Here is a 21914-nt window from a genome sequence, read left to right on the forward strand (position 1 = left end):
AACACATGAGCGCCGACGAGCACGCCATCCAGACCGTGGAGCGTCTTCTCGACGTCCTCGACCTCGACGCCACCCAGGCGCGGACTACCGAGGACATCTTCACCGGCTCCTCGCACCCGATGCCGAGCGGCCGCATCTACGGCGGACAGGTGCTCGCGCAGACCCTCGTGGCCGCGGAGCGCACGCTGCCGGAGGACCGCGCCGTCCACTCGATGCACGGGTACTTCCTCCGTCCGGGCGATGCGAGCCAGGGCATCACCATCGCCGTCGACCGGATCCACGACGGACGTTCGTTCTCCACCCGCCGCACCCAGGCGTACCAGAACGGCGTCCCGATCTTCTCGATGATCGCCTCATTCCAGGATGCCGACCCCGGGGTGGAACACGCCGAGCCCATGCCCGCCGGTGTGCCCGTCCCGGAAGACCTCGCCCCCGATGAGGATCGTGTGCCCGGCCTCGCCGGCGGCGCACGGCGCATGCTGAGCGAGCGTGCCGCGGACATCCGACACGTCGACTCCCCGCTCTATCTGCCGAACGAAGACGAGAGGGTTCCGCGGCAGGCGGTGTGGATGCGCCTTCGGGCCCCGCTCCCCGACGACCAGCGGCTGCATCGGGCCGCACTCGCCTATCTCAGCGACATGACGATCCAGGAGTCGATCCTGCGCGCCCACGGAGTGTCCTGGTCGCTCCCCGGGCTGAAGGTCGCGAGTCTGGACCACGCGATGTGGTGGCATCGCCCGGCGCGCGTGGACGAGTGGCTCCTCTACGTCCAGGAGTCGCCGAGCGCCCGCGGCGGCCGCGGTCTGGCGACCGGCCGGGTCTACACCCGAGAGGGCACGCTGGTGGCGAGTGTCGCGCAGGAGATCATGATCCGCGTCCCCGAGGATCGCGGAGAAGCGTCGAACCGGAGGACGCCCTCAGAAACGCTCTGAGGGCGTCCTCCCGGTATCGATGCCGGTCACGGCGTCGTGTATTCGCCCTGGTACTGAGAGACGATCCATCCCGTACCCTTGGTCGACCGTTCGGCGACGCCGGTGAAGTCCGCCTCGTTGATCAGCAGGTACTTCGTGATGTCATCGGAGTCGTTCCAGGTGGTGTCGACGGACTTCCACTCGCCGTCCACTCGGACGCGGTTCCACGCATGGCCAGATCCCGAGTCTGCGATGACGCCACTGACGTAGATGGACTCGAGGCCGGCCTTGCGAGCCAGAAGATTGAAGGTGTCGGCGTACCCGCCGCAGATCACCCGCTTGTCGATGAGCCCGCCGCGCGCATCGGAGTACCGCTGGTTGTCCTCGATGGAGCGGCCGAAGGTGCCTTCGAGTCCCGCGAGCGCCTCGTAGTCGTACTCCATGTTGTCGACGATCCACTTGTTGATCGCGGTCACCTTCTCGGTGTCGTTCATCCCCTCCGTGAGCGCTGCGGAGATCGCCTCGTCTGCAAGCTTGTCGACCTGCGTCTGATCCTCCTTCGCAGTGGAGCGGTAGTTCACGTAGAGCTTGTTCCCGGAGAGCCGGTAGTCCTCCACCGAGACCCGCGCCATCGGGTTCTGACGGATCGCCTCGTAGGCGGCTTCGTCCGGAGAGGGGTATCCAGGGGTCTCCATGAACTTCGTCACATCGATGAGACGGGTGCCCGCGACCATGTGACCGGCGAGGAAGGTGCTGAACTCGTTGCTCCCGTACACCTCGTACTCGGAGTCCGGAACCTCGACGACCGGCTGCATGTCGGCGAAGGCGTCGAGGGACATCGTGGGATCCTGCGCGATGGTGTCGTCGCCGGTGGGGAGGACTTCCGTCTCCGCACGGTCGTTGTAGGCCGTGGCGTTCGCGATGGACTGCGCGAGCCAATCCGCCTCAGAGACGCCGTCCGGCATGACCGCCGTGATGCTGTCGCTCATCTTGGTGCCGAGGACGGTGAAGGGCATTTTGGCGTAGAAGGCGCCTCGGCCATCGAGGTACCAGAAGTCCTCGTACTTGACCTCGATCGCCTCGATGTCGATGCGCACGCCCATCTTGGCCGTGTCGCCGTCGAGCGTGGTGATCGGGTACCAGGTCGGCAGCTTCGTGAGGTCCCCGGCATCGACCGGGAAGAGGTCGCGAGCCTGCCAGGACGCCTTCTCGTACGGGAACCCCCCGATCTCATCCTTGACCTCCTTGAGAGACATCGAGGTCCGCTCCGTGCGGTCATCGGAGAGGGCGATCACGGCGAGGTCGGACTTGGAGCGTGTGACATCGAGCCCGGAAGCAGAACCGAAGTTCAGCTGATCCGCTGAGTCCAGCGAGTACAGGGCCAGCTCCCGGTTCGCGACCGAGTTCTCCTCGTTGTCCAGCACTGCCTCGGACTCCCAGGTGGTTTCCGTCGTTTCAGCGATGACCTCGGGCCAGACCTTCCGCTCCCCGCTGAACTCGCCCTTGTCGAGAAGGTCCGTGGGGCGCGTCTTGATGATGTAGTAGGTGAAGTCTCCGCTCATCCCCTCGGGCTCGTCCCAGGACAGCTTGACGGAACCGGGTGCCTCGCCGATGGAGGTTGTCAGCTCGATGGGCTCGTGGATGACGTTCTCTTCGTCTGCGGCCTCCACGGTATGGACGATCGGGACGTCGAGTTTCTTCCCGCTCGCGTCGAAACTCTGGACGATGTAGTACCGATCCATCTCGGTCCACATGCTCCCCACTCCGGCATCCCCACCGCCCGAGGCCACCGCGAGATCTTCGGGGATGCCGTAGTCGCTGGATACCGCCTTCTCGGAGTCGGCGGACCAGCTGTACGTGGAGGAATCCCGAACGCTGATCTCTGCGTTGCGATCTCCGTCGAACCAGAACACCAAGTAGGACTGGGGCACGATGGTGAACCCGTCGTTGAGGTACACATCGATGACGCCGCGAGCAGGCTGACCCTCATCCCCGGTGGTGCCGAGGGTCGCCGGATCGACCTCGAAGGGGATCTCCAGCGGTTCGTCGGGCCGGAGATAGGTCACCGGTTCCCAGAGATATCCTCCCGCCTCGACCGGTCCGCTCGATCCTCCGGAGAGGTTGTTGACCACGACGATGCCACCGACCACGAGAGCCACGGCAGCCACCCCGCCGAGAACGGAGAGGAGGACCGTCTTGCCTCTCCCCCTCTTTCTCCGTGCCGGAAGGTCGCCCGGCGTGGACTCCGCCATGGCGGCCTGCTCTGGGCCCCTCTGCTCGTGGTGCCCCTGGGGCTCCGGGTCCGGTGCCTCAGGGCGATTGGTGTGCGGGGTCCACCGATACCCATCCCACCACCGGTGATACCGCGAGTCCTCCGGGTCGGGATACCATCCCGGCGTCACATTGCTCAAGCTGCTGCCCTCCGATGCGCACGTCGACCGACGTCTCCTCCGAGACTATTCGACGCGCGCAGGAGCCCCCGGCGACACCCAGGACGGTTTCGAGGCGTTCGCTCAGCGGTGCGCGTACTCGATGGAGGGGCCGACGTACGGCTCCCACGCCTCGCGCATCTCCGCCGTCAGGCGTGTCGGCCGTCCCGTGCTCGCGTCGACGAGCACGATGATGGCCGTGGATCGCGCGTAGAGCTCGCGCGGCTCGGCGGCGGGGTCGTTGTGCACCTCGTAGCAGACCTCGACGCTGGAGCCGCCGAGCTTCCCGAACCACATCTGCACCTCGAGCGGGCGCCGCTGGTACGGAACCGGAGCGAGGTACTCGATCTCCTGCCGCGCGATGAGCGTCAGGATCCCCTCCTCGATCCCGGAGTCGAGGACGGCCGTGGACGGCGCCTCCTCGCCGGGTCCCGCACGCCAGAACGCGCGCACGCGCGCCTCCTCGAGCAGCTTGAGCATCGAGGTGTTGTTGACGTGGTTGAACGCATCCAGATCGCCCCAGCGGAGGTGGATCGGGATGTGCAGGCGGGAACCCGGCGAGTCGGTGCTCATGGCCGCCTCAGTCGCGGGTGAGCTTGCGGTGCGTCGACCGGTGGGGCTTCGCCGCATCCGGACCGAGACGCTCGATCTTATTCTGCTCGTAGGCCTCGAAGTTGCCCTCGAACCAGTACCACTGGTCGGGCTTCTCGTCGGTGCCCTCATAGGCGAGGATGTGCGTGGCGATCCGGTCGAGGAACCACCGGTCGTGGGTGATGACCACCGCACAGCCGGGGAACTCGAGCAGCGCGTTCTCCAGGGAACTCAGGGTCTCGACGTCGAGGTCGTTGGTCGGCTCGTCGAGGAGGAGCAGGTTGCCGCCCTCCTTGAGGGTGAGCGCGAGGTTCAGGCGGTTGCGCTCACCACCGGAGAGCACGCCGGCCTTCTTCTGCTGGTCCGGGCCCTTGAACCCGAACTTCGAGACATAGGCACGGGACGGGATCTCGGTCTTGCCGACCGTGATGAAGTCCAGGCCGTCGGAGACGACCTCCCACAGGGTCTTGTTCGGGTCGATCGACGAACGCGACTGGTCGACGTAGCTGATCTTGACGGTCTCGCCGATCTTCAGATCGCCGCCGTCCAGGGGCTCCAGCCCGACGATGGTCTTGAAGAGGGTCGTCTTTCCGACGCCGTTCGGACCGATGACGCCGACGATGCCGTTCGGCGGAAGGCTGAAGCTCAGGCCGTCGATGAGCGAGCGGCCGTCGAAGCCCTTCTTGAGGTTCTTGGCCTCGATGACCACGTTGCCGAGTCGCGGACCGGCGGGGATCTGGATCTCCTCGAAGTCCAGCTTCCTCGTGCGCTCCGCCTCAGCCGCCATCTCCTCGTACCGTGCCAGACGCGCCTTCGACTTCGTCTGGCGCCCCTTCGCGCTGGAGCGGACCCAGTCCAGCTCGTCCTTCAGGCGCTTGGCGAGCTTGGCGTCCTTCTTGCCCTGGATCTCGAGGCGCTCGGCCTTCTTCTCCAGGTACGTGGAGTAGTTGCCCTCGTAGCCGATGAGCCGTCCGCGGTCGACCTCGGCGATCCACTCGGCCACGTGGTCGAGGAAGTACCGGTCGTGGGTGATGGCGATCACGGCGCCCTTGTACGACTGGAGGTGCTGCTCGAGCCAGAGCACGCTCTCCGCGTCGAGGTGGTTGGTGGGCTCGTCGAGGAGCAGCAGGTCGGGCTTCTGCAGCAGCAGCTTGGCCAGCGCCACACGGCGCTTCTCGCCACCGGAGAGCGGAGCGATGGCCGCGTCGCCGGGCGGGGTGCGGAGGGCGTCCATCGCCTGCTCGAGCTGGGAATCGAGGTCCCAGCCGTCCGCCGCGTCGATCTCCTCCTGCAGCGTCCCCATCTCCGCGAGGAGCGCGTCGAAGTCGGCGTCCGGATCGGCCATCAGCGCGGAGATCTCGTTGAACCGATCGACCTTGGCCTTGATGGCGATGCCGTCCTGGATGTTCTCGAGGACCGTCTTCGACTCGTCGAGCTCCGGCTCCTGCATGAGGATGCCGACGGAGTACCCCGGCGAGAGCTTGGCCTCACCGTTGGACGGGGTGTCGAGCCCGGCCATGATCTTGAGGATCGTCGACTTCCCGGCGCCGTTGGGGCCGACCATGCCGATCTTCGCGCCCGGCAGGAACGCCATCGTGACGTCGTCCAGGATGAGCTTCTCACCCACTGCCTTGCGGGCACGAACCATGGAGTAGATGTACTCAGCCACCGAAAACCGCTCCTTCTGTTGGCGTCGAAGATCGACACTCCAGCCTACCGGCCGCGAGTGGGCTTATCTGTGTACGCGAGTCACCAGTCGATCGGCCGCGTCGCACCCACCAGGCACCGCCCGCCGGCGAGCTGGGGCATGACCGTGGTCACCACGGCACCGGTGGATGGACCGACCTGTCCGATCAGGCACTCGTCCTCGCCCCAGCGGACCGAGAACTGGATGCTCTCCGCAGGGTTCCCGACGGTGGACTGGTCCGGCGTGAGCTGCATGGCCTCCCGATCGAATCCCGCCGCGACGAGACCGTCGACGTACGCGCGCCCCTCCCCGCGTTGCTCCGTCCCCCAGACCTGCTCCGCCACCGCCGTGAAGACGGGGAGGTTGTCCTCGGCGCTCCCGTCCGGCACCAGGGCAGGAGCGGCGGACGGCGTCGGATCAGCGGTGGCCGTCGCCGTGGGAGTCGGCGTCGCCGTCGGCTCCGGCGCGCAACCGGCGAGGACGGCTGCCGAGACACCGATGACGAGCACGAGCGCCGCAGCGCGGGACGGGAGGACCGATCGGAGCACGAGCAGAGTCTAGGCCGCCTCGGTCTCCGCAGGCTGATCCCACGCGTCGCGCGCCTCGTCATCCGCCGTCGAGAGATCGCCGCCCTCCCCCGCCTCCGCGGGCGAGGGCCGAGCGCTCGGACGATATGCCGTGGTCCCCCACCGGAGGTCGTGCCCGATCGTGTCCGCGTCGATGTCGACGCTCGTCCCCTGCTTCCCGTTGCTCTCCCACGGTCGCACCCGGAGCCGTCCGGAGACGATGACGCTGTCCCCCACCCGCAGCGAGGCCCGCGCGTGTTCGGCGAGCTGACGGAAGGCCGCGATCGAGAACCAGTTGGTCCCTGCGTCCACCCACGAGCCGCTCGCCGCGTCGAAGCGCCGGTGCGTGCTCGCGAGCCGGAAGTTCGTGACGGGCACTCCTGCGCTCGTCCGCCCGGGTGTGGGCTCCGTCGCGACTCTCCCGACGACGGTCACGGTGTCGATCATCTGTTCGTCCTCTCGCTGCCGGCTCGGCGGCCGGATGCCCTCCAGCGTGCACCCCGCCGAGCAGGTGGCGGGGACGCGATCCCGTGATCCGTGGACGAGCTCGGGTGGCGGGGCTTTGTGCAGAAGAAGCCAGGTCACCGCCGGATACCGGAGCACGAGCGAATGTCCGTGGTCGGTCGTACGTTCGAACCATGGAAGGAGAGACCATGACCGCCACCACCGCTTCGATCCCCGCTCCCGGAGTGCCCCTCGCCGCGCCGCCGCTCGCGTCGCGCCGCGAACGTCTCGTCCGTGCCGCCGATCACCTGTGGCGCGTCCAGGACAGCCGCGACCACGTCCTCGGCCATCTGCGGGTGGTGGCCGACCCTCTGGGCCTCCGTTACCGCGCGGAACGGCTTCACCTGGCGACGGGCGGCTTCCGGCTGATCGGCGAATTCTGGCGCGCGGACGACGCGGTCGACGCGCTGCGGCACTGCTGACAGCGGCCGTCTCGACCGGATTTCCCTGCGCCCCCGGCAGGATTCGAACCTGCGACCAAGAGATTAGAAGGCTCCTGCTCTATCCCCTGAGCTACGGAGGCGGACGTCTCTACCGTACCGCGCTCCCCCGGCGGATGTCGGGGCCGTCGATAGGATGGCGACATGGTGACTGCTTCGGAGAACGACCGCCTCGTCTGGATCGACTGCGAGATGACGGGTCTCGATCTCGCGGTCGACGAACTCGTCGAGATCGCCGTCGTGGTGACCGACTTCGAGCTCCGCCCGCTCGACCCCGGCTTCCAGGTGGTCATCCGTCCGAGCGCGGACGCGCTCACGCACATGAACGACTTCGTCACCGCCATGCACGAGACCTCGGGACTCATCGACGAGATCCCGCACGGAGTCACCCTCGAGGAGGCGGAGGAGCAGACGCTGGCCTACATCCGCCGCTTCGTCCCGCTCGAGCGCCGCGCGCCTCTCGCCGGCAACACGATCGGCACCGACCGGATGTTCCTCGCGAAATACATGCCGCAGGTCGACCAGTGGCTGCACTACCGCAACGTCGACGTCTCCAGCATCAAGGAGCTCTCCCGCCGCTGGTACCCCCGAGTCTTCTTCCAGGCTCCGGCCAAGGACGGCGGCCACCGTGCGCTGGCCGACATCCTGGAGTCCATCCGTGAGCTCCGCTACTACCGGGAGGCCGTCTTCGTGGACGAGCCGGGCCCCTCCAGTGACGATGCCAAGGAGATCGCCGCGCGCACCGTGTCGGAGTTCGCCTCCAACATGTAATAGACTCGTGGGGTTGCCTGTTTCGGCGGGCGCATGGTGGGTATAGCTCAGTTGGTAGAGCGCCTGGTTGTGGTCCAGGAGGTCGCGGGTTCAAGCCCCGTTACTCACCCCAGCTCGAAGAGGCTCGGACCGGTTCGGTCCGGGCCTCTTCTTCTCTCCCGCGGCCCTAGACTGTCCTGGTGTCACTGGCGGTCTGGTTCTCTCTTCTCACCGCATCCGTGGTGATCAGCTTCACGCCGGGGGCCGGCGCGATCAACACGATGTCCAACTCCCTCACGCAGGGCTGGAAACGATCGATCTGGGGCATCATCGGCCAGCAGATCGCGCTCATCGTGCATGTCGTGATCGTCGCCGCGGGCGTCGGGCTCCTCGTCTCGCGCTCGGACGTGCTGTTCAACCTCATCCGATACGCCGGAGCCGCCTACCTCGTGTACCTCGGCATCCGGTTGATCCTGACCCGCCCCGCCCCGGCGCTCGACGACGCCCCGGATCCGGTGGATGCCCGGGAGAGCCACTGGTCGATGATGCGTCGCGGGTTCTGGGTGAACCTGCTCAACCCCAAGGCAATCGTCTTCTTCCTCGCCTTCATCCCGCAGTTCATCCGGCTCGATCAGCCTCCGCTCCCCCAGTATCTGGCTCTCGTCGCCACCGTCGTGGTCGTCGACGTCCTGGTGATGTGGGGGTTCTTCGCCACGGCGGCGCGCCCCTTCCGGCGCCTCACTCGCTCCCCGCGCGGCCAGCGGATCCTCAACACCGTGTTCGGAAGCCTCTTCATCGGCGTCGCGGCGCTCCTCGTCCTCCTGCACTGAGGATCCCGCCGCACCCCCCGTAGGCTGGAGGAGATGGAAATGGACGCCGCGGCCTTCGAGGCCCTCGTGATCGACGAGCTCGACCAGCTGCCCGATGAGATGGTCGAGCAGCTCGAGAACGTCGTGTTCGTCGTGGAGGACCGTCCTGAGGACGGGAGCCTGGATCTCCTCGGCCTGTACGACGGTCTCGCGCTGACCGAGCGCACACAGTACGGGCTGGGCGAGCTGCCCGACCGCATCATCGTCTACCGCGAACCGCATCTCGCCCAGTGCGACGACATCGAACAGCTCCGCGACGAGATCCATACGACCCTCGTCCATGAGATCGCGCACTTCCACGGCATCGACGACGCGCAGCTGCACGAGCTCGGGTGGGCGTGATCATGTCGACCGTCCATCCCGAGATCGAGGAGACCACGGACCTGTTCGCTGCTCCTCTGGAGCCGTGGGAGGTGGTGGTGTGGAATGACCCCGTGAATCTGATGAGCTACGTCGTCCGCGTCTTCCGCACCTACTTCGGGTACACACGCGAGCATGCCACCCGCCTCATGCTCGCCGTTCATCACGACGGACACGCGATCGTCGCCACCGGCCCCCGCGAGACGATGGAGGTGCACGCTCAGGCGATGCACGACTACGGACTCTGGGCCACCGTCAGGAAGGCCGCATGAACACCCCACCGATCACCCTCTCCGTCGCCACGATCGAGGGGATGCATCTGGCCCGGCTCGTCGATGACTTCATGGACCTGCTCCGGGACACCGAACAGGATGACCCCGGGGTGGCCCGGCTGACCCCGAACGCCTACCCGGACGACGACGATGCTTCGGCTGCCTTCGCGTCGGCCACCCGCGCGGATCTCCTCGACCGCCGCCTGCACGACGCCCGCACGATGCGCGCGTCGCTGCAGGTGTTCGATCCGGACGCCGAGGTGACCGATGAGGACGCCCGCGTCTCCCGCGACGTCCTGGTGCGCCGCGAGGACGTGGACGCCTGGCTGCGCACCCTCACCGCCATCCGCCTCGTGATCGCGACGCGCCTCGGCATCACCGACGACGAGCCCGACGTCGGCGGCGACGGTCAGGCGGTCTATGACTGGCTGGGTTACCGCCTCGAACTCCTCATCGAAGCCGTGGATGAGAGCGACGCCGACGCCCTCCGCTGAGCGCGCTCAGGGAACCTCGACCACTCGCGTGGCGAGTTCGCGGGGGCTGTCCCGCTCGACGTGACGGCGCTCCTGCGCCGCCCACCGGTCCCAGTGCGGGCGATAGGTGTCTCCGTCCCGCGCGAGAGCGCGTGACTTGCGCGAGTGTTCCCCGGACTCCACCCAGACGCGGACGTCGGCCAGCCGTGCGGTCGACGGGCGCAGGATCCCGCTGCCCTCGACGATGACTCCGAGTGCGGGATCGACCGCGTGCGTCTCCGCCTCCTCGCCGCGCTCCCAATCCCAGCGACGCCAGGCCCCGAGAAGGCCGCGCCCGTGCGGGCGGAGGATCCCCTCCAGGGCCCGCTCCGCACCGCCGTCCAGCCCGTCCCATCCGGGGTACAGGGAATCCAGCGCGATCACCTGCACACGACCGGCGACCGGCCAGGCGCGTGCCACGCGCGCAGCCAGGGATGTTTTGCCGGCGCCGCTTCCGCCGTCGATGATCACGACTGGATTGGACGCCGCGAGTGCGCGGACGTCCTCGACGATCAGTGTCGCGGCCTGCGAGAGGGCGGCTGCGACCGCGTCGTCACTTCTTGAGGGCACGGATGATGCGCGTGAGTGCCCGACCGGTGACCCAGACGAAGGGCACGGCCACGACCAGCAGCGTCACGATGTTGGGCTCGAAGCGCAGCCCCTCCTCCCGGCGCACGTAGACGCCGACGGGGACCGACACACCTCCGCCGCCGCCGCCTTCGCCGCCTTCACCGCTCCCGCCGCCGAAGCCCGCGTACGTGAACGCGACCGGAGTGACGGTGACGCCGTCGATCTCCTGCGGTTCCCCGTATGCGCTCTTCACGCCGAAGGACGCGACCTGATTCCCGAGTTCCAGTGCAATGTTCGGCATGCTCCCACGGTAGCCGACAGCGGCCGCCCGCGGGCGCTCAATCGACGCCGTGATCCTTCGGATGCCGAGCGGCGCCCCGTCCCTCGCCCCGTCCGATGTGGCGCGCCCTGCTGATCGTCGCCGAGCCGAACCGCGCCATGGCCTCGTCGACGGCCCCTTCGACCTTGCGCCAGTCCTCGTCCTCGTCCCACAGCGCCAGTGCGCTGCCTCCCGCGGGCCGGAGGTTCTCGGCGCGGACGCCCACGAGGCGGATCGGATCACGACGCTCGATGAGCGCGAACAGGCCCTGCGCGGCCTCGCCGATGCGCTGGCCGACGGCGGTGGGCTCCGCCAGGGTCTGCGAGCGGTTGACGGTGCGGAAATCGTCGAAACGGATCTTGATCGCGACCGTGGAGGTCTCCCACCCTGCGCGGCGCAGGCGGGCGCCCACGCGATCGGCGAGCCGGAGCAGCTCGGCGCGGAGGAACCCCCGGTCTGCGATGTCGTGGTCGAAGGTCTCCTCGTGGCCGATGCTCTTCTCCACGCGCTCCGTGTCGACCGCCCGGGCGTCCTCACCGCGCGCCAGCTGCGCGAGCCTCGCGCTCAGCGCCGGCCCCACGGCGCGGTCCAGCATCTCGGGCGATGCCGTGCGGAGGTCGCCGATCGTGCGGAGGCCGCGGGCCTCCAGACCTTCCGCCGCCTTCGGGCCCACTCCCCACAGCGCGCGCACCGGACGCGGTGCGAGGAACGACAGCGTGTCGCGCTCGGCGACCACGAGCATCCCGTCCGGCTTCGCGAGCGTCGACGCCATCTTCGCCACGTGCTTGGTCGCCGCCACACCGACGCTGCACGTGATGCCGACCTCGGCGAGGACACGCTCACGGATCTGCGCGGCGATCCGGGCAGGACTCCCCCACAGCCGGCGCACACCCTGCACGTCGAGGAAGGCCTCGTCCACCGACAGCGGCTCCACGAGCGGAGTGAACGACTCGAAGATCGCCATCACCTGCCGCGACACCTCTTGATACCGGGGGAAGTGCGGCGGCACGATGCGTGCCGTGGGGCACAGTCGCAGGGCCTGTGACACGGGCATCGCCGAACGGACGCCGTAACGCCGCGCCTCGTACGAGGCGCTGGAGACCACGGAGCGCCCGTCCGGAGAACCGATGATCAGCGGCAGTCCGCGGAGACTCGGATCGTCCAGCACCTCGACGGCCGCATAGAACGCGTCCATGTCGACGTGGAGGATGCGCGTGCCCGTGTCGTCGGCGTCGGCCGAGGACACCATGCGGCCTCTGCCATCACCGTGTCCCATGAACCCATTGTCCCCTGGGCCTCCGACATCGAGGCCCAGGGGGACGAATCACTGCGCGGCGCGCTCGAGGATGAGTTCGCGGACGCGGGCGGCGTCGGCCTGGCCCTTCATGGCCTTCATGACCGCACCGATGATGGCACCCGCGGCCTGGACCTTGCCGTCCTGGATCTTGGCCATCACATCGGGCTGCGCGGCGAGAGCCTCGTCGATCGCCGCGATGAGCGCACCGTCGTCCGAGACCACGGCGAGACCGCGCGCGTCGACGACCTCCTGCGGCGTGCCCTCACCGGCGATCACGCCCTCCAGCACCTGGCGCGCGAGCTTGTCGGTCAGCGTCCCGGCGTCGACGAGCTGCTGCAGCGCCGCGACGTTCTCCGGGCTGACGAGGTCGACCGCATCCTTCTCCTGCGCGTTGGCGAGGCGGGTGATCTCTCCCGTCCACCACTTCCGCGCCGCGGCCGGCGTGGCCCCGGCGGCGATGGTGGCCTCGACGACGTCGAGCAGACCGCCGTTGCGCACGTCCTGGAACTCCAGCGGGGTGAAGCCCCACTCGTCCATGAGCCGGCGCCGACGGGCGACGGGCTGCTCGGGCAGGGCCGCACGCAGCTCCTCGATCAGCGCGCGCGGCGGCTGCACCGGAAGCAGGTCGGGCTCGGGGAAGTACCGGTAGTCGTCGGCGTCCGACTTCGGACGGCCGGGAGAGGTGGTCCCGGTGTCCTCATGCCAGTGCCGCGTCTCCTGGATGATGGTGCCGCCGTCGGCGAGGATCTGCGCCTGCCGCTGGATCTCGTAGCGCACCGCACGCTCGACCGACCGCATCGAGTTGACGTTCTTCGTCTCGGTGCGCGTGCCGAGCTTCTCGGCACCGCGAGGGCGCAGCGAGACGTTCGCGTCGCAGCGCAGGTTGCCGCGCTCGAGGCGAGCCTCGGAGATCCCGAGTCCGCGGACGATGTCGCGGATCGCGGCGACATAGGCCTTGGCGACCTCGGGGGCCCGGTGCTCGGTGCCGAAGATCGTCTTCGTCACGATCTCGACGAGCGGGACGCCGGCGCGGTTGTAGTCGACGAGCGAGTACTCCGCCCCCTGGATGCGACCGGTCGAGCCGCCCATGTGCGTGAGCTTGCCGGCGTCCTCCTCCATGTGCGCGCGCTCGATCGGGATCGTCACCATCGTGCCGTCCTCGAGCTCCACCTCGACCGAGCCCTCGAAGGCGATCGGCTCGTCGTACTGGGAGATCTGGTAGTTCTTGCCGAGGTCCGGGTAGAAGTAGTTCTTCCGCGCGAATCGGCTGGACTCGGCGATCGAGCAGCCGAGCGCCAGACCCAGGCTGATCGACGACCGGATGGCGGTCTCGTTGACGACGGGCAGCGAACCGGGGAGGCCCAGGTCCACCGGCGCGATCAGGGTGTTCGGCTCCGCCGCGTGGTACGCCTCGTTCGCAGGGTTGGGCGCGTCGGAGAACATCTTCGTGTTCGTGTTGAGCTCGACGTGCACCTCGAATCCGAGGACCGGCTCGAACAGCTCGAGCGCCTTGTCGAAGTCCATGAGCTTGGCGGCGGCCATCAGCGCGCGCCTCCTTCCAGCTGGGGGGCACGGGACAGCAGCGGCGCGCCCCAGGAGTCGACGAGCAGCGTCTCGAGGGCGGCGCCCACCCGGTAGAGGCGGGCGTCCTCTCGCGCCGGCGCGAGGAACTGGATGCCGACGGGCAGGCCGTCGTCGTCCGCCAGACCGCTCGGGATCGAGATGCCGGGGACACCGGCGAGGTTCGCCGGGATCGTGGTGATGTCGTTCAGGTACATCTGCAGCGGGTCGTCGATCTTCTCGCCGAGCTTGAAGGCCGTGGTCGGGGCCGACGGCGTGGCGATGACGTCGACCTCGGCGAAGGCCGCGGCGAAGTCCTGCTGGATCAGCGTGCGGACCTTCTGCGCGCTGCCGTAGTACGCGTCGTAGTATCCCGCCGACAGCGCGTAGGTGCCGAGGATGATGCGGCGCTTGACCTCGTCACCGAAACCCGCGTCGCGCGTGGCGGACATCACGTCCTCCACCGTGGGGTTGCCCGCCGGGGTGACCCGGAGACCGAAGCGGACCGAGTCGAACTTGGCCAGGTTGCTCGAGGCCTCGGCCGGCAGGATCAGATAGTAGGCGGCGACGCCGTACTCGAAGTGCGGTGCACCGATCTCGACGATCTCGGCGCCCTGCGCCTCGAGCAGCGCCAGCGCGCTGCGGAACGAAGCCGCGACGCCCGGCTGGAAACCGCTGTCGGGAAGCTCGCGGATGACGCCGACGCGGAGGCCCTTGAGGCCGTCCCCGCGCGCACCCTCGCGTGCGGCCGCCGCGAAGGACGGCCACTGCTCGTCGAGCGACGTGGAGTCCTTCGGGTCGTGGCCGCCGATCGCGTCGTGCAGCAGCCCGGCATCGAGCACCGTGCGGGTGACCGGGCCGACCTGGTCGAGGCTCGACGCCAACGCGATGGCGCCGTAGCGGCTGACGCCGCCGTAGGTCGGCTTCACGCCGACCGTGCCGGTCACGTGCGCAGGCTGGCGGATCGATCCGCCGGTGTCGGAGCCGAGGGCGAGCGGGGCCTCGAAGGCGGCGACCGCGGCGGCAGAGCCCCCACCCGAGCCGCCGGGGATCCGGTCGAGGTCCCAGGGGTTGCGGGTCGGGCCGTAGGCGGAGTGCTCCGTCGAGGAGCCCATCGCGAACTCGTCCATGTTCGTCTTGCCGAGCGGGATGAGTCCGGCGGCGCGGGAGCGGGCCACGACGGTCGCATCGTAGGGCGAGCGGTAGCCCTCGAGGATCCGCGAGCCGCTCGTGGTCGGCTGATCGGTCGTGACGAGCACGTCCTTGATCGCGAGCGGGACACCGGCGATCGGCCCGAGGTCCTCCCCCGCGGCGCGACGGGCGTCGATGTCGGCCGCCGCGTCGAGCGCGTGCTCGTTGACGTGCAGGAACGCATGGACGTCGCCGTCGACCTGGGCGATCCGGTCGAGGTGCGCCTGCGTGGCCTCGACGCTGGAGACCTCCCGCGCCGCGAGCTTGTCGGCGAGCTCCGCCGCCGTCAGTCGGATGATGTCGCTCACTGCTCTTCTCCCAGGATCGCGGTGACGCGGAACCGGCCGTCGGCCTGGTCCGGGGCGTTCTGCAGCACCTGCTCGTGCGTGAGCGTCTCGCCGACCACGTCGGGACGGAACACGTTGCTCAGCGGGATCGGGTGGCTGGTCGCGGCGACATCGGCGGTCGCGACCTCGGACACCTTGGCGATGTTGTCGACGATGGCGTCGAGCTGGCCCGTGAGCCGCGTCACCTCGTCGTCGTTCAGCTGGATGCGCGCGAGCACGCCGAGATGGCGCACAAGATCAGGGGTGATTTCAGACACGCCCTCAGTCTAGTTGGCGAGCCGCCCGCCGCTCGGCGCGGCGCGGCCCGCCTAAGCTGGGCGCGTGAGCACGTTCCAGCCCCCTCGCCCGTGGATCGCCAGCTACGCCGACGGCGTTCCGGAGGACCTCGCCCCCGTCAGCGGCTCCCTCGTGGACATCGTCGCCGCGTCGGCGCGGGACTACCCGGATGCCCCGGCCCTCCAGTTCTTCGGCAGGGAGACCACCTACGCACAGCTGCAGGAGGCGATCGATCGCGCCGCGGCGGGGCTCCGGGATCTCGGCGTCCGCGCCGGCGACCCGGTCGCCATCGTCCTGCCGAACTGCCCGCAGCACATCATCGCGTTCTACGCCGTGCTGCGGCTCGGTGCCGTGGTGGTCGAGCACAACCCGCTCTACACCCCTCGCGAGCTGCGCAAGCAGTTCGAGGACCACGGGGCCAAGCACGCGATCGTGTGGAACAAGGTCGTCGCGACGGTGCAGGGGTTCCCGAGCGACCTCGCCGTCTCCACGCTCGTGTCCGTGGACGTCACGCGCGCCATGCCGGCCCTCACCCGCTTCGCCCTCCGGCTGCCGGTCGCGAAGGCGAGGGAGTCGCGGGCTGCACTGACCGAGCGTGTCCGCGGCACCGTCCTCTGGGAGTCGGTGCTCGCCGGTGACCCGATCCCCGCCTCGCATCCGCAGCCGGGCACGGACGACCTGGCGATCATCCAGTACACGTCCGGGACCACCGGCACGCCGAAGGGCGCCGCCCTCACGCACCGCAACCTCCTCGCCAACGCGGCACAGTCCCAGGCATGGGTCCCGTCCATCCAGCGCGGCAAGGGCTGCGTCGTGTACGCCGTGCTGCCCATGTTCCATGCCTACGGCCTGACGCTCTGCCTCACCTTCGCCATGTCGATGGGGGCACGTCTGGTGCTGTTCCCGAAGTTCGATCCCGATCTCGTGCTGGACGTGGTCAAGAAGCACCCGGCGACGTTCCTGCCGCTCGTGCCGCCCATCGCCGACCGGCTGCTCGCGGCCGCCAACGCCAAGGGCGTCTCCCTCGAGGGCATCGAAGTGGCGATCTCCGGCGCGATGGCGCTGCCGCACGAGCTCGTCGTCCCGTTCGAAGCCGCCACGCACGGCTATCTCGTCGAGGGCTACGGTCTGAGCGAGTGCTCGCCCGTGCTCATGGCGAACCCGGTGGCCGACAACCGCGTCCCCGGCACGGTGGGGCTCCCGCTCCCCGGGACGGAGTGCCGCGTCGTCGATCCGGAGAATCCCACCGAGGACGTCCCGGCCGGTTCCGCCGGGGAGCTCGTCGTGCGCGGCCCCCAGGTGTTCTCCGGCTACTACGGCAAGCCCGAGGAGACCGAGGCCGTTTTCGTCGACGGCTGGTACCGGACGGGCGACATCGTCACGATCGACGACGGAGGCTTCGTGCGCATCGTCGACCGCATCAAGGAGCTCATCATCACCGGTGGCTTCAACGTCGCCCCGACCGAGGTGGAGAACGCGCTGCGCCAGCACCCGTCGGTCGCCGACGCCGCGGTGGTCGGGCTGCCCAGCGAGCACTCGGGCGAAGAGGTCGTCGCGGCGATCGTCGTCGACCCGGGCGCCGACGTCGACGTGGAGGCGATCCGCGAGTACGCGCGCAGCATCCTCACGCCGTACAAGGTGCCGCGCCGCGTGTTCATCGTCGAGGAGCTGCCGACGTCGCTGATCGGCAAGGTGCTCCGCCGGCAGGTGAAGGAGAAGCTGCTCGCCCTCACCGCGGGCGGCTGAACGGGGCCGCACAGGTACCGGGTGGGCGGGCGCGCTACCCTTGGGAAGTGACCCCTGAAGAAGTGACCCCCGCCGACGCCCCTGACGAGTCCCCTGCAACCCCCGGATTCGAGGACCTCGGCATCACCGGGCCCGTCCTCAAGGCCATCAAGGACCTCGGCTACGAGACGCCGTCCCCCATCCAGGCCGAGACCATCCCGACGCTGCTCGCCGGCCGCGATGTGGTCGGCATGGCGCAGACCGGAACCGGCAAGACCGCCGCCTTCGCGCTCCCCGTGCTGGAGCGGCTCGACGTGACGCAGAAGACGCCGCAGGCCCTCGTCCTCGCTCCGACCCGCGAGCTCGCGCTCCAGGTCTGCGAGGCGTTCGAGTCGTACGCCTCCCGGATGAAGGGCGTGCACGTGCTCCCCGTCTACGGCGGCCAGGGCTATGGGGTGCAGCTCTCCGCGCTCCGCCGTGGCGTGCACGTCGTCGTCGGCACCCCCGGCCGCATCATGGACCACCTGGCCAAGGGCACGCTCGACCTCTCCGAGCTGAAGTACCTCGTGCTGGACGAGGCCGACGAGATGCTGAAGATGGGCTTCGCGGAAGACGTCGAGCAGATCCTGGCCCAGACGCCGGAGGAGAAGCAGGTCGCCCTGTTCTCGGCGACGATGCCCGCGCAGATCCGCCGCCTCGCGCAGCAGTACCTCCGCGACCCCGAGGAGATCACGGTCAAGTCCAAGACCGCGACCAACACGAACATCACCCAGCGCTACCTCGTCGTCTCCTACGCGCAGAAGGTGGACGCCCTGACCCGCATCCTCGAGGTGGAGAACTTCGACGGGATGATCGTCTTCGTCCGCACGAAGAACGAGACCGAGACCCTGGCCGAGAAGCTCCGTGCCCGCGGGTACTCCGCCGCCGCGATCAACGGCGACGTGCCGCAGGTGCAGCGCGAGCGGAGCGTCAACCAGCTCAAGGACGGCAAGCTCGACATCCTCGTCGCCACGGACGTCGCCGCCCGCGGCCTCGACGTCGAGCGCATCAGCCACGTCGTCAACTTCGACATCCCCACCGACACCGAGTCGTACGTCCACCGAATCGGACGGACCGGGCGCGCCGGCCGCACGGGGGACGCGATCAGCTTCATCACCCCGCGCGAGCGCTACCTGCTCAAGCACATCGAGAAGGCGACGCGTCAGCAGCCCACGCAGATGCAGCTCCCGAGCACGGAGGACGTGAACACGACGCGGCTCGCCCGCTTCGACGACGCCATCACGACGGCACTCTCGGAGACGTCGCGCATCGACGCGTTCCGCGACATCATCGCCCACTACGTCCGGCACCACGACGTGCCGGAGGGCGACGTCGCGGCCGCTCTCGCCGTGGTCGCCCAGGGGGCGACGCCGCTGCTCCTCGACCCCGCCCAGGACGCCCTGTCGCAGGCGGTGGCCGCCGACAACCGTCCCCCGCGCGAGCGGCAGACCCGGGAGCCCCGCGAGCCCCGGGAGCCCCGGGAGCGTCGCGGGCGCGGCGACTACACCCCATACCGGATCGAGGTGGGGCGACGGCACCGCGTCGAGCCGCGACAGATCGTGGGCGCGCTGGCGAACGAGGGCGGCCTGGGCCGCGACGACTTCGGCGCGATCAACATCCGTCCCGACTTCTCGATCGTCGAGCTCCCGGCGAACCTCGACCCCGCCGTCCTCGACAAGCTCCGCGACACGCGCATCTCGGGACGCCTGATCGAGATCGCCCCCGACCGTGGACCCGGGGCGCGCCGCGGGTCGTCCTCGCGCGACGGCGACGGCCGTGGCCGACCGCCCCGCTACGACCGGACCGATCGGCGCGACCGCGACGATCGCCCGGCGCCCCGCGACCGCGAGGAAAAGCCCTTCCGGAAGCCCCGCCACAAGGGCTGAGCGGACCGACGATGCGCATCGACCGCGCCGGCAGGGAGGATCTCCCCGCGCTCGCCCAGCTCAAATGGCAGGACGTGCCCGCGGACCTGACGGCCGGTCGATCGCTCGACACGTTCACCAGCGAACTCGGCGACTGGTGGCGCGCGCAGGAGCGCACCCATGTGGCCTTCGTCGCGCGGGCCGAGGACGACGATCGTGTCGTCGGAGCCGCGTGGGTCGCCCTCCTGCCCCGCGTCCCGCGGCCGGGGGCGCTGGACCGCCTCTCCGCGGACATCCAGAGCGTCTTCGTCCTGCCGGAGCACCGAGGACGTGGCGCGGGCCGCGGCCTCGTCGCCGCCGCCTGTGCGCACGCGGTGTCCGTCGGCGCCGAGCGGATCACCGTGCACTCGAGCGAGGCGGCCGTGGGTCTCTATCGGGAGCTGGGGTTCGCGGACTCGCCGCGGCTGCGGCAGTTCCTCGCGCCCACCACGGCAGCGCCGGAGAGCGCCTGAGTCGTCATTCCAGCGCCGCGGGCCCCTCGGTGACCAGGACGTGGAACTGCGCGGCGTCGAGGATGCGGATGCCGAGTTCCTCCGCCTTCGCGAGCTTGGAGCCGGCCCCCGGCCCCGCGGCCACGAAGTCGGTCTTCTTGGAGACGCTCGAGGCCGCCTTGCCGCCGGCCTTGAGGATCGCCTCCTGCGCGCCTTCACGGGTGTAGCCGTCGAGAGAGCCGGTGGCGACGACGGTGAGGCCCTCCAGCACTCCCCCGGCGGCGACCGCTGCTCCCGGACCGGGGTGGCCCGGCGTCGCCCACTGCACGCCCGCATCCGTCCACTGCCGGACGATGTCCTGGTGCCAGTCGACGTCGAACCACGCGAGCAAGGAGTCGGCGATGATGCCGCCCACGCCCTCGACCGCGGCGAGCTCTTCCCGCGATGCCTCCCGGATCGCGTCGAGCGACCCGAACCACTGCGCGAGCGCCCGCGCGGCGACCGGCCCCACGTGCCGGATGTTGAGGGCGACCAGCAGCCTCCAGAGATCTTTGGTCTTCGCCTTCTCCAGCTCTGCGAGCAGGGTCAGCGCCTGGGAAGACGGCTGCGGACCATCCAGGCCCGACTTCTTCTCGGCCGCGGTCGGGTTGCGTCGGAACGGCGCGCGGGTCTTCACGAGGCCGTCCTCGTCCTCGCGCGGCAAGCCCGTCTCCGCATCGCGCACGACGACCTCGATCGGCACGAGCTGCTCCAGAGTCAGGGCGAACAGCCCCGCTTCCGTGATCAGGGGAGGCTCAGCCGGGGTCGTGGGCTGGGTCAGGGCCGCCGCCGTCACCTCGCCCAGGGCCTCGACATCGAGGGCGCCGCGCGAGCCGATGTGCTCGACGCGTCCGCGCACCTGCGCGGGGCACGACCGGGCGTTCGGGCAGCGGAGATCGATGTCGCCCTCCTTCATGGGGCGCAGCGGCGTGCCGCACTCGGGGCAGTCGGCGGGCATGACGAACTCGCGTTCGCTCCCGTCCCGCTTCTCGACCACGGGGCCGAGCACCTCGGGGATCACGTCGCCCGCCTTGCGCAGCACCACGGTGTCGCCGATGAGGACGCCCTTGGCCTTGACCACGTCCTTGTTGTGGAGCGTCGCCTGACGGACCACGGACCCGGCGACGTGAGCCGGAGCCATCACCGCGAAGGGCGTCGCACGACCGGTGCGACCGACGGAGACGACGATGTCGAGGAGCTTCGTCTGCACCTCTTCCGGCGGGTACTTGTACGCGATCGCCCAGCGGGGCGCCCGGCTCGTCGCGCCCAGCTCGTCATGCAGGTCGAGCTCGTCGACCTTGACCACGATGCCGTCGAGCTCGTGCTCGATGTCATGTCGGTGCTCGCCGTAGTGCTCGACGAAGGCGACGACGTCGTCGATGCTGCGGCACACCTTCGTATGCGGGCTCGTCGGCAGCCCCCAGGCGGACAGCAGCTCGTAGACCTGGCTCTGGGCCGCGACCGGCGGGTTCGTCCAGGCGCCGATGCCGTGCACGTACAGGGCGAGCGACTCGATGCGCAGCAGCCCCGCTTCCAGCTCCAGGCCGTCCTTCTTGTCGATCTGCTGGCGCAGGCCGCCGCTGGCCGCGTTGCGGGGATTGGCGAAGGCCGGGAAGCGCCGCGCGGCCGCGGTGCGCGCCTTCTCCTCGTCGAACGGTCTCTTCGCCCCGCCCCTGGCCTCCCAGCGCGCGAGGGCGTCCGCATACGCGCGCTCCCGGAAAGCCGCCTGTGCCGCATTCAGCCGCTCGAACGCGGCGACGGGGATGAAGACCTCCCCGCGGACCTCGACGATCGGCGGGTGTCCCTCGCCGGAGAGCCGATCAGGGATCTCCGGGAGCCGGAGCGCGTTCTCGGTGACGATCTCGCCCACCCGGCCGTCGCCACGGGTCGCGGCCGATGTCAGCACGCCGTTCTCATACCGCAGGTTGATCGCGAGGCCGTCGATCTTGAGCTCGGTCAGCCAGTCGACGTCGCGCCCGGCGGCCGCTCGTGTCTTCTGCGCCCACTCGCGCAGCTCGTCGATCGAGAAGACGTTGTCGAGGCTGAGCATCCGCTCGGCGTGCTCGATCGTCGCGAGTCCGGTCGCATCCGCGGCGCCGACCATCTGCGTCGGCGAGTCCTGCCCCTGCAGCTCGGGGTGCAGGCGTTCGAGTTCTTCCAGGCGCCGCATCCAGCCGTCGTACGTGGCATCGTCGACGAGCGACGTGTCACGCCCGTAGTACGCGTCCTTCGCCTCGAGGATGCGGGTCGTCAGCTCCTCGGCCTCGCGGCGGGCGTCTTCCAGTGAGATGTTCTCCGGCACTC

Annotated in this window: 22 protein-coding genes, 2 tRNA genes and 1 pseudogene; 11 read left to right on the forward strand and 14 right to left on the reverse strand. The window is 69.3% G+C overall.

Annotation, left to right across the window (positions count from 1 at the left end; translation table 11 throughout):
• Positions 1-5: 5 nt before the first annotated feature.
• Positions 6-932 (forward strand): acyl-CoA thioesterase II, encoded by a 927-nt coding sequence (locus ACIQID_RS03085; RefSeq protein ID WP_312672589.1) that lies wholly within the window; start codon positions 6-8, stop codon positions 930-932.
• A 26-nt stretch (positions 933-958) separates the two neighbouring features.
• Here ACIQID_RS03085 and ACIQID_RS03090 read toward each other — a convergent pair whose 3' ends face one another.
• The 6 genes and pseudogenes from ACIQID_RS03090 to ACIQID_RS03115 all read right to left on the reverse strand — a co-directional run bounded on the left by ACIQID_RS03090 (position 959) and on the right by ACIQID_RS03115 (position 6631).
• The gene (locus tag ACIQID_RS03090) at positions 959-3070 is read right to left on the reverse strand and encodes a transglutaminase domain-containing protein (protein WP_400285640.1); all 2112 of its coding nucleotides are present in this window, start codon (positions 3068-3070) and stop codon (positions 959-961) included.
• Between the two features lie 150 nt (positions 3071-3220).
• Positions 3221-3313 (reverse strand): annotated as a pseudogene (locus ACIQID_RS03095) (DUF2510 domain-containing protein); the annotation flags it as partial.
• Positions 3314-3424: 111 nt separating this feature from the next.
• Positions 3425-3913, reverse strand: a complete 489-nt coding sequence (locus ACIQID_RS03100; protein WP_331202819.1) for a thioesterase family protein — start codon at positions 3911-3913, stop codon at positions 3425-3427.
• 7 nt (positions 3914-3920) lie between these two features.
• A complete protein-coding gene (gene ettA / locus ACIQID_RS03105; RefSeq protein WP_312672592.1) occupies positions 3921-5600 on the reverse strand; it encodes an energy-dependent translational throttle protein EttA in 1680 nt (559 codons plus the stop codon).
• An 80-nt stretch (positions 5601-5680) separates the two neighbouring features.
• Positions 5681-6166 carry a DUF6993 domain-containing protein gene (locus ACIQID_RS03110; protein WP_400281902.1) on the reverse strand — a complete coding sequence of 162 codons (486 nt, stop codon included), beginning with the start codon at positions 6164-6166 and terminating at the stop codon, positions 5681-5683.
• A 9-nt stretch (positions 6167-6175) separates the two neighbouring features.
• On the reverse strand, positions 6176-6631 hold the full coding sequence (locus ACIQID_RS03115; RefSeq protein ID WP_400281905.1) for a single-stranded DNA-binding protein: 456 nt from the start codon (positions 6629-6631) through the stop codon (positions 6176-6178).
• A 206-nt stretch (positions 6632-6837) separates the two neighbouring features.
• Here ACIQID_RS03115 and ACIQID_RS03120 point away from each other — a divergent pair, with 206 nt between their 5' ends.
• Positions 6838-7110, forward strand: a complete 273-nt coding sequence (locus ACIQID_RS03120) for a hypothetical protein (RefSeq protein WP_400281907.1) — start codon at positions 6838-6840, stop codon at positions 7108-7110.
• Between the two features lie 28 nt (positions 7111-7138).
• Here ACIQID_RS03120 and ACIQID_RS03125 read toward each other — a convergent pair.
• A tRNA-Arg gene (locus ACIQID_RS03125) sits at positions 7139-7211 on the reverse strand.
• A gap of 61 nt (positions 7212-7272) precedes the next feature.
• Between ACIQID_RS03125 and orn the strand changes: the two genes are divergently transcribed.
• The 6 genes from orn (at position 7273) to ACIQID_RS03155 (ending at position 9873) form a co-directional block, all read left to right on the forward strand.
• Positions 7273-7899 carry an oligoribonuclease gene (gene orn / locus ACIQID_RS03130; RefSeq protein ID WP_331202817.1) on the forward strand — a complete coding sequence of 209 codons (627 nt, stop codon included), beginning with the start codon at positions 7273-7275 and terminating at the stop codon, positions 7897-7899.
• A 36-nt stretch (positions 7900-7935) separates the two neighbouring features.
• Positions 7936-8011: transfer RNA gene (locus ACIQID_RS03135), tRNA-His, on the forward strand.
• 67 nt (positions 8012-8078) lie between these two features.
• On the forward strand, positions 8079-8708 hold the full coding sequence (locus tag ACIQID_RS03140) for a LysE family transporter (RefSeq protein ID WP_060922772.1): 630 nt from the start codon (positions 8079-8081) through the stop codon (positions 8706-8708).
• A gap of 33 nt (positions 8709-8741) precedes the next feature.
• A complete protein-coding gene (locus ACIQID_RS03145; protein WP_312672601.1) occupies positions 8742-9089 on the forward strand; it encodes a metallopeptidase family protein in 348 nt (115 codons plus the stop codon).
• A gap of 2 nt (positions 9090-9091) precedes the next feature.
• Positions 9092-9379, forward strand: a complete 288-nt coding sequence (gene clpS / locus ACIQID_RS03150) for an ATP-dependent Clp protease adapter ClpS (RefSeq protein ID WP_312672603.1) — start codon at positions 9092-9094, stop codon at positions 9377-9379.
• Entirely contained in the window at positions 9376-9873 is a 498-nt protein-coding gene (locus tag ACIQID_RS03155) for a DUF2017 family protein (protein WP_312672605.1), read from the forward strand. The genes clpS and ACIQID_RS03155 overlap by 4 nt, the downstream gene beginning before the upstream one ends.
• 6 nt (positions 9874-9879) lie before the next feature.
• On the opposite strand, the gene ACIQID_RS03160 is transcribed toward ACIQID_RS03155, so the two are convergent.
• From ACIQID_RS03160 to gatC, 6 genes are read right to left on the reverse strand one after another with little or no spacing between them, the layout of a single operon-like run.
• Positions 9880-10461 carry a hypothetical protein gene (locus ACIQID_RS03160; protein WP_312672606.1) on the reverse strand — a complete coding sequence of 194 codons (582 nt, stop codon included), beginning with the start codon at positions 10459-10461 and terminating at the stop codon, positions 9880-9882.
• On the reverse strand, positions 10445-10762 hold the full coding sequence (locus ACIQID_RS03165) for a hypothetical protein (RefSeq protein ID WP_312672608.1): 318 nt from the start codon (positions 10760-10762) through the stop codon (positions 10445-10447). The genes ACIQID_RS03160 and ACIQID_RS03165 overlap by 17 nt, the downstream gene beginning before the upstream one ends.
• A gap of 37 nt (positions 10763-10799) precedes the next feature.
• The gene (locus ACIQID_RS03170; protein ID WP_400281915.1) at positions 10800-12056 is read right to left on the reverse strand and encodes a DNA polymerase IV; all 1257 of its coding nucleotides are present in this window, start codon (positions 12054-12056) and stop codon (positions 10800-10802) included.
• 48 nt (positions 12057-12104) lie between these two features.
• Positions 12105-13619, reverse strand: a complete 1515-nt coding sequence (gene gatB / locus ACIQID_RS03175; RefSeq protein ID WP_312672610.1) for an Asp-tRNA(Asn)/Glu-tRNA(Gln) amidotransferase subunit GatB — start codon at positions 13617-13619, stop codon at positions 12105-12107.
• Positions 13619-15136, reverse strand: a complete 1518-nt coding sequence (gene gatA / locus ACIQID_RS03180) for an Asp-tRNA(Asn)/Glu-tRNA(Gln) amidotransferase subunit GatA (protein WP_400281918.1) — start codon at positions 15134-15136, stop codon at positions 13619-13621. The genes gatB and gatA overlap by 1 nt, the downstream gene beginning before the upstream one ends.
• Positions 15133-15432, reverse strand: coding sequence for an Asp-tRNA(Asn)/Glu-tRNA(Gln) amidotransferase subunit GatC (gene gatC / locus ACIQID_RS03185; protein ID WP_025103377.1), 300 nt, complete (start codon positions 15430-15432; stop codon positions 15133-15135). Before gatC ends, gatA begins: the two co-directional genes overlap by 4 nt.
• A gap of 64 nt (positions 15433-15496) precedes the next feature.
• On the opposite strand from gatC, the gene ACIQID_RS03190 reads away from it, so the two are divergent.
• The 3 genes from ACIQID_RS03190 to ACIQID_RS03200 are packed head-to-tail and all read left to right on the forward strand — an operon-like array spanning position 15497 to position 19592.
• Positions 15497-17197: a long-chain-fatty-acid--CoA ligase gene (locus tag ACIQID_RS03190; RefSeq protein WP_400281921.1), complete on the forward strand. Its 1701-nt coding sequence runs from the start codon at positions 15497-15499 to the stop codon at positions 17195-17197.
• A gap of 47 nt (positions 17198-17244) precedes the next feature.
• Complete coding sequence (locus ACIQID_RS03195) at positions 17245-19101, forward strand: DEAD/DEAH box helicase (protein ID WP_396654609.1); 1857 nt, start codon at positions 17245-17247, stop codon at positions 19099-19101.
• Positions 19102-19112: 11 nt separating this feature from the next.
• Complete coding sequence (locus ACIQID_RS03200) at positions 19113-19592, forward strand: GNAT family N-acetyltransferase (RefSeq protein WP_331202809.1); 480 nt, start codon at positions 19113-19115, stop codon at positions 19590-19592.
• 4 nt (positions 19593-19596) lie between these two features.
• Here the strand turns inward: ACIQID_RS03200 and ligA are convergent, their stop codons facing one another.
• Positions 19597-21912 (reverse strand): NAD-dependent DNA ligase LigA, encoded by a 2316-nt coding sequence (ligA, locus tag ACIQID_RS03205; protein ID WP_400281926.1) that lies wholly within the window; start codon positions 21910-21912, stop codon positions 19597-19599.
• Positions 21913-21914: the final 2 nt, after the last annotated feature.

It is taken from the genome of Microbacterium sp. NPDC091676 (assembly GCF_044756645.1).
Classification (GTDB): Bacteria; Actinomycetota; Actinomycetes; order Actinomycetales; family Microbacteriaceae; genus Microbacterium; species Microbacterium paraoxydans_D.

Bases quoted from the DNA above. Each gene is read 5' to 3' on its own strand.
- ACIQID_RS03200 (WP_331202809.1), top strand. From the start codon at position 19,113: ATGCGCATCGACCGCGCCGGCAGGGAGGATCTCCCCGCGCTCGCCCAG.
- ACIQID_RS03145 (WP_312672601.1), top strand. From the start codon at position 8,742: ATGGAAATGGACGCCGCGGCCTTCGAGGCCCTCGTGATCGACGAGCTC.
- ACIQID_RS03085 (WP_312672589.1), top strand. From the start codon at position 6: ATGAGCGCCGACGAGCACGCCATCCAGACCGTGGAGCGTCTTCTCGAC.
- ACIQID_RS03170 (WP_400281915.1), bottom strand. From the start codon at position 12,056: ATGGGACACGGTGATGGCAGAGGCCGCATGGTGTCCTCGGCCGACGCC.
- clpS (WP_312672603.1), top strand. From the start codon at position 9,092: ATGTCGACCGTCCATCCCGAGATCGAGGAGACCACGGACCTGTTCGCT.
- gatB (WP_312672610.1), bottom strand. From the start codon at position 13,619: ATGGCCGCCGCCAAGCTCATGGACTTCGACAAGGCGCTCGAGCTGTTC.
- orn (WP_331202817.1), top strand. From the start codon at position 7,273: ATGGTGACTGCTTCGGAGAACGACCGCCTCGTCTGGATCGACTGCGAG.
- ACIQID_RS03100 (WP_331202819.1), bottom strand. From the start codon at position 3,913: ATGAGCACCGACTCGCCGGGTTCCCGCCTGCACATCCCGATCCACCTC.
- ACIQID_RS03120 (WP_400281907.1), top strand. From the start codon at position 6,838: ATGACCGCCACCACCGCTTCGATCCCCGCTCCCGGAGTGCCCCTCGCC.
- ACIQID_RS03115 (WP_400281905.1), bottom strand. From the start codon at position 6,631: ATGATCGACACCGTGACCGTCGTCGGGAGAGTCGCGACGGAGCCCACA.
- ACIQID_RS03165 (WP_312672608.1), bottom strand. From the start codon at position 10,762: ATGCCGAACATTGCACTGGAACTCGGGAATCAGGTCGCGTCCTTCGGC.
- ACIQID_RS03155 (WP_312672605.1), top strand. From the start codon at position 9,376: ATGAACACCCCACCGATCACCCTCTCCGTCGCCACGATCGAGGGGATG.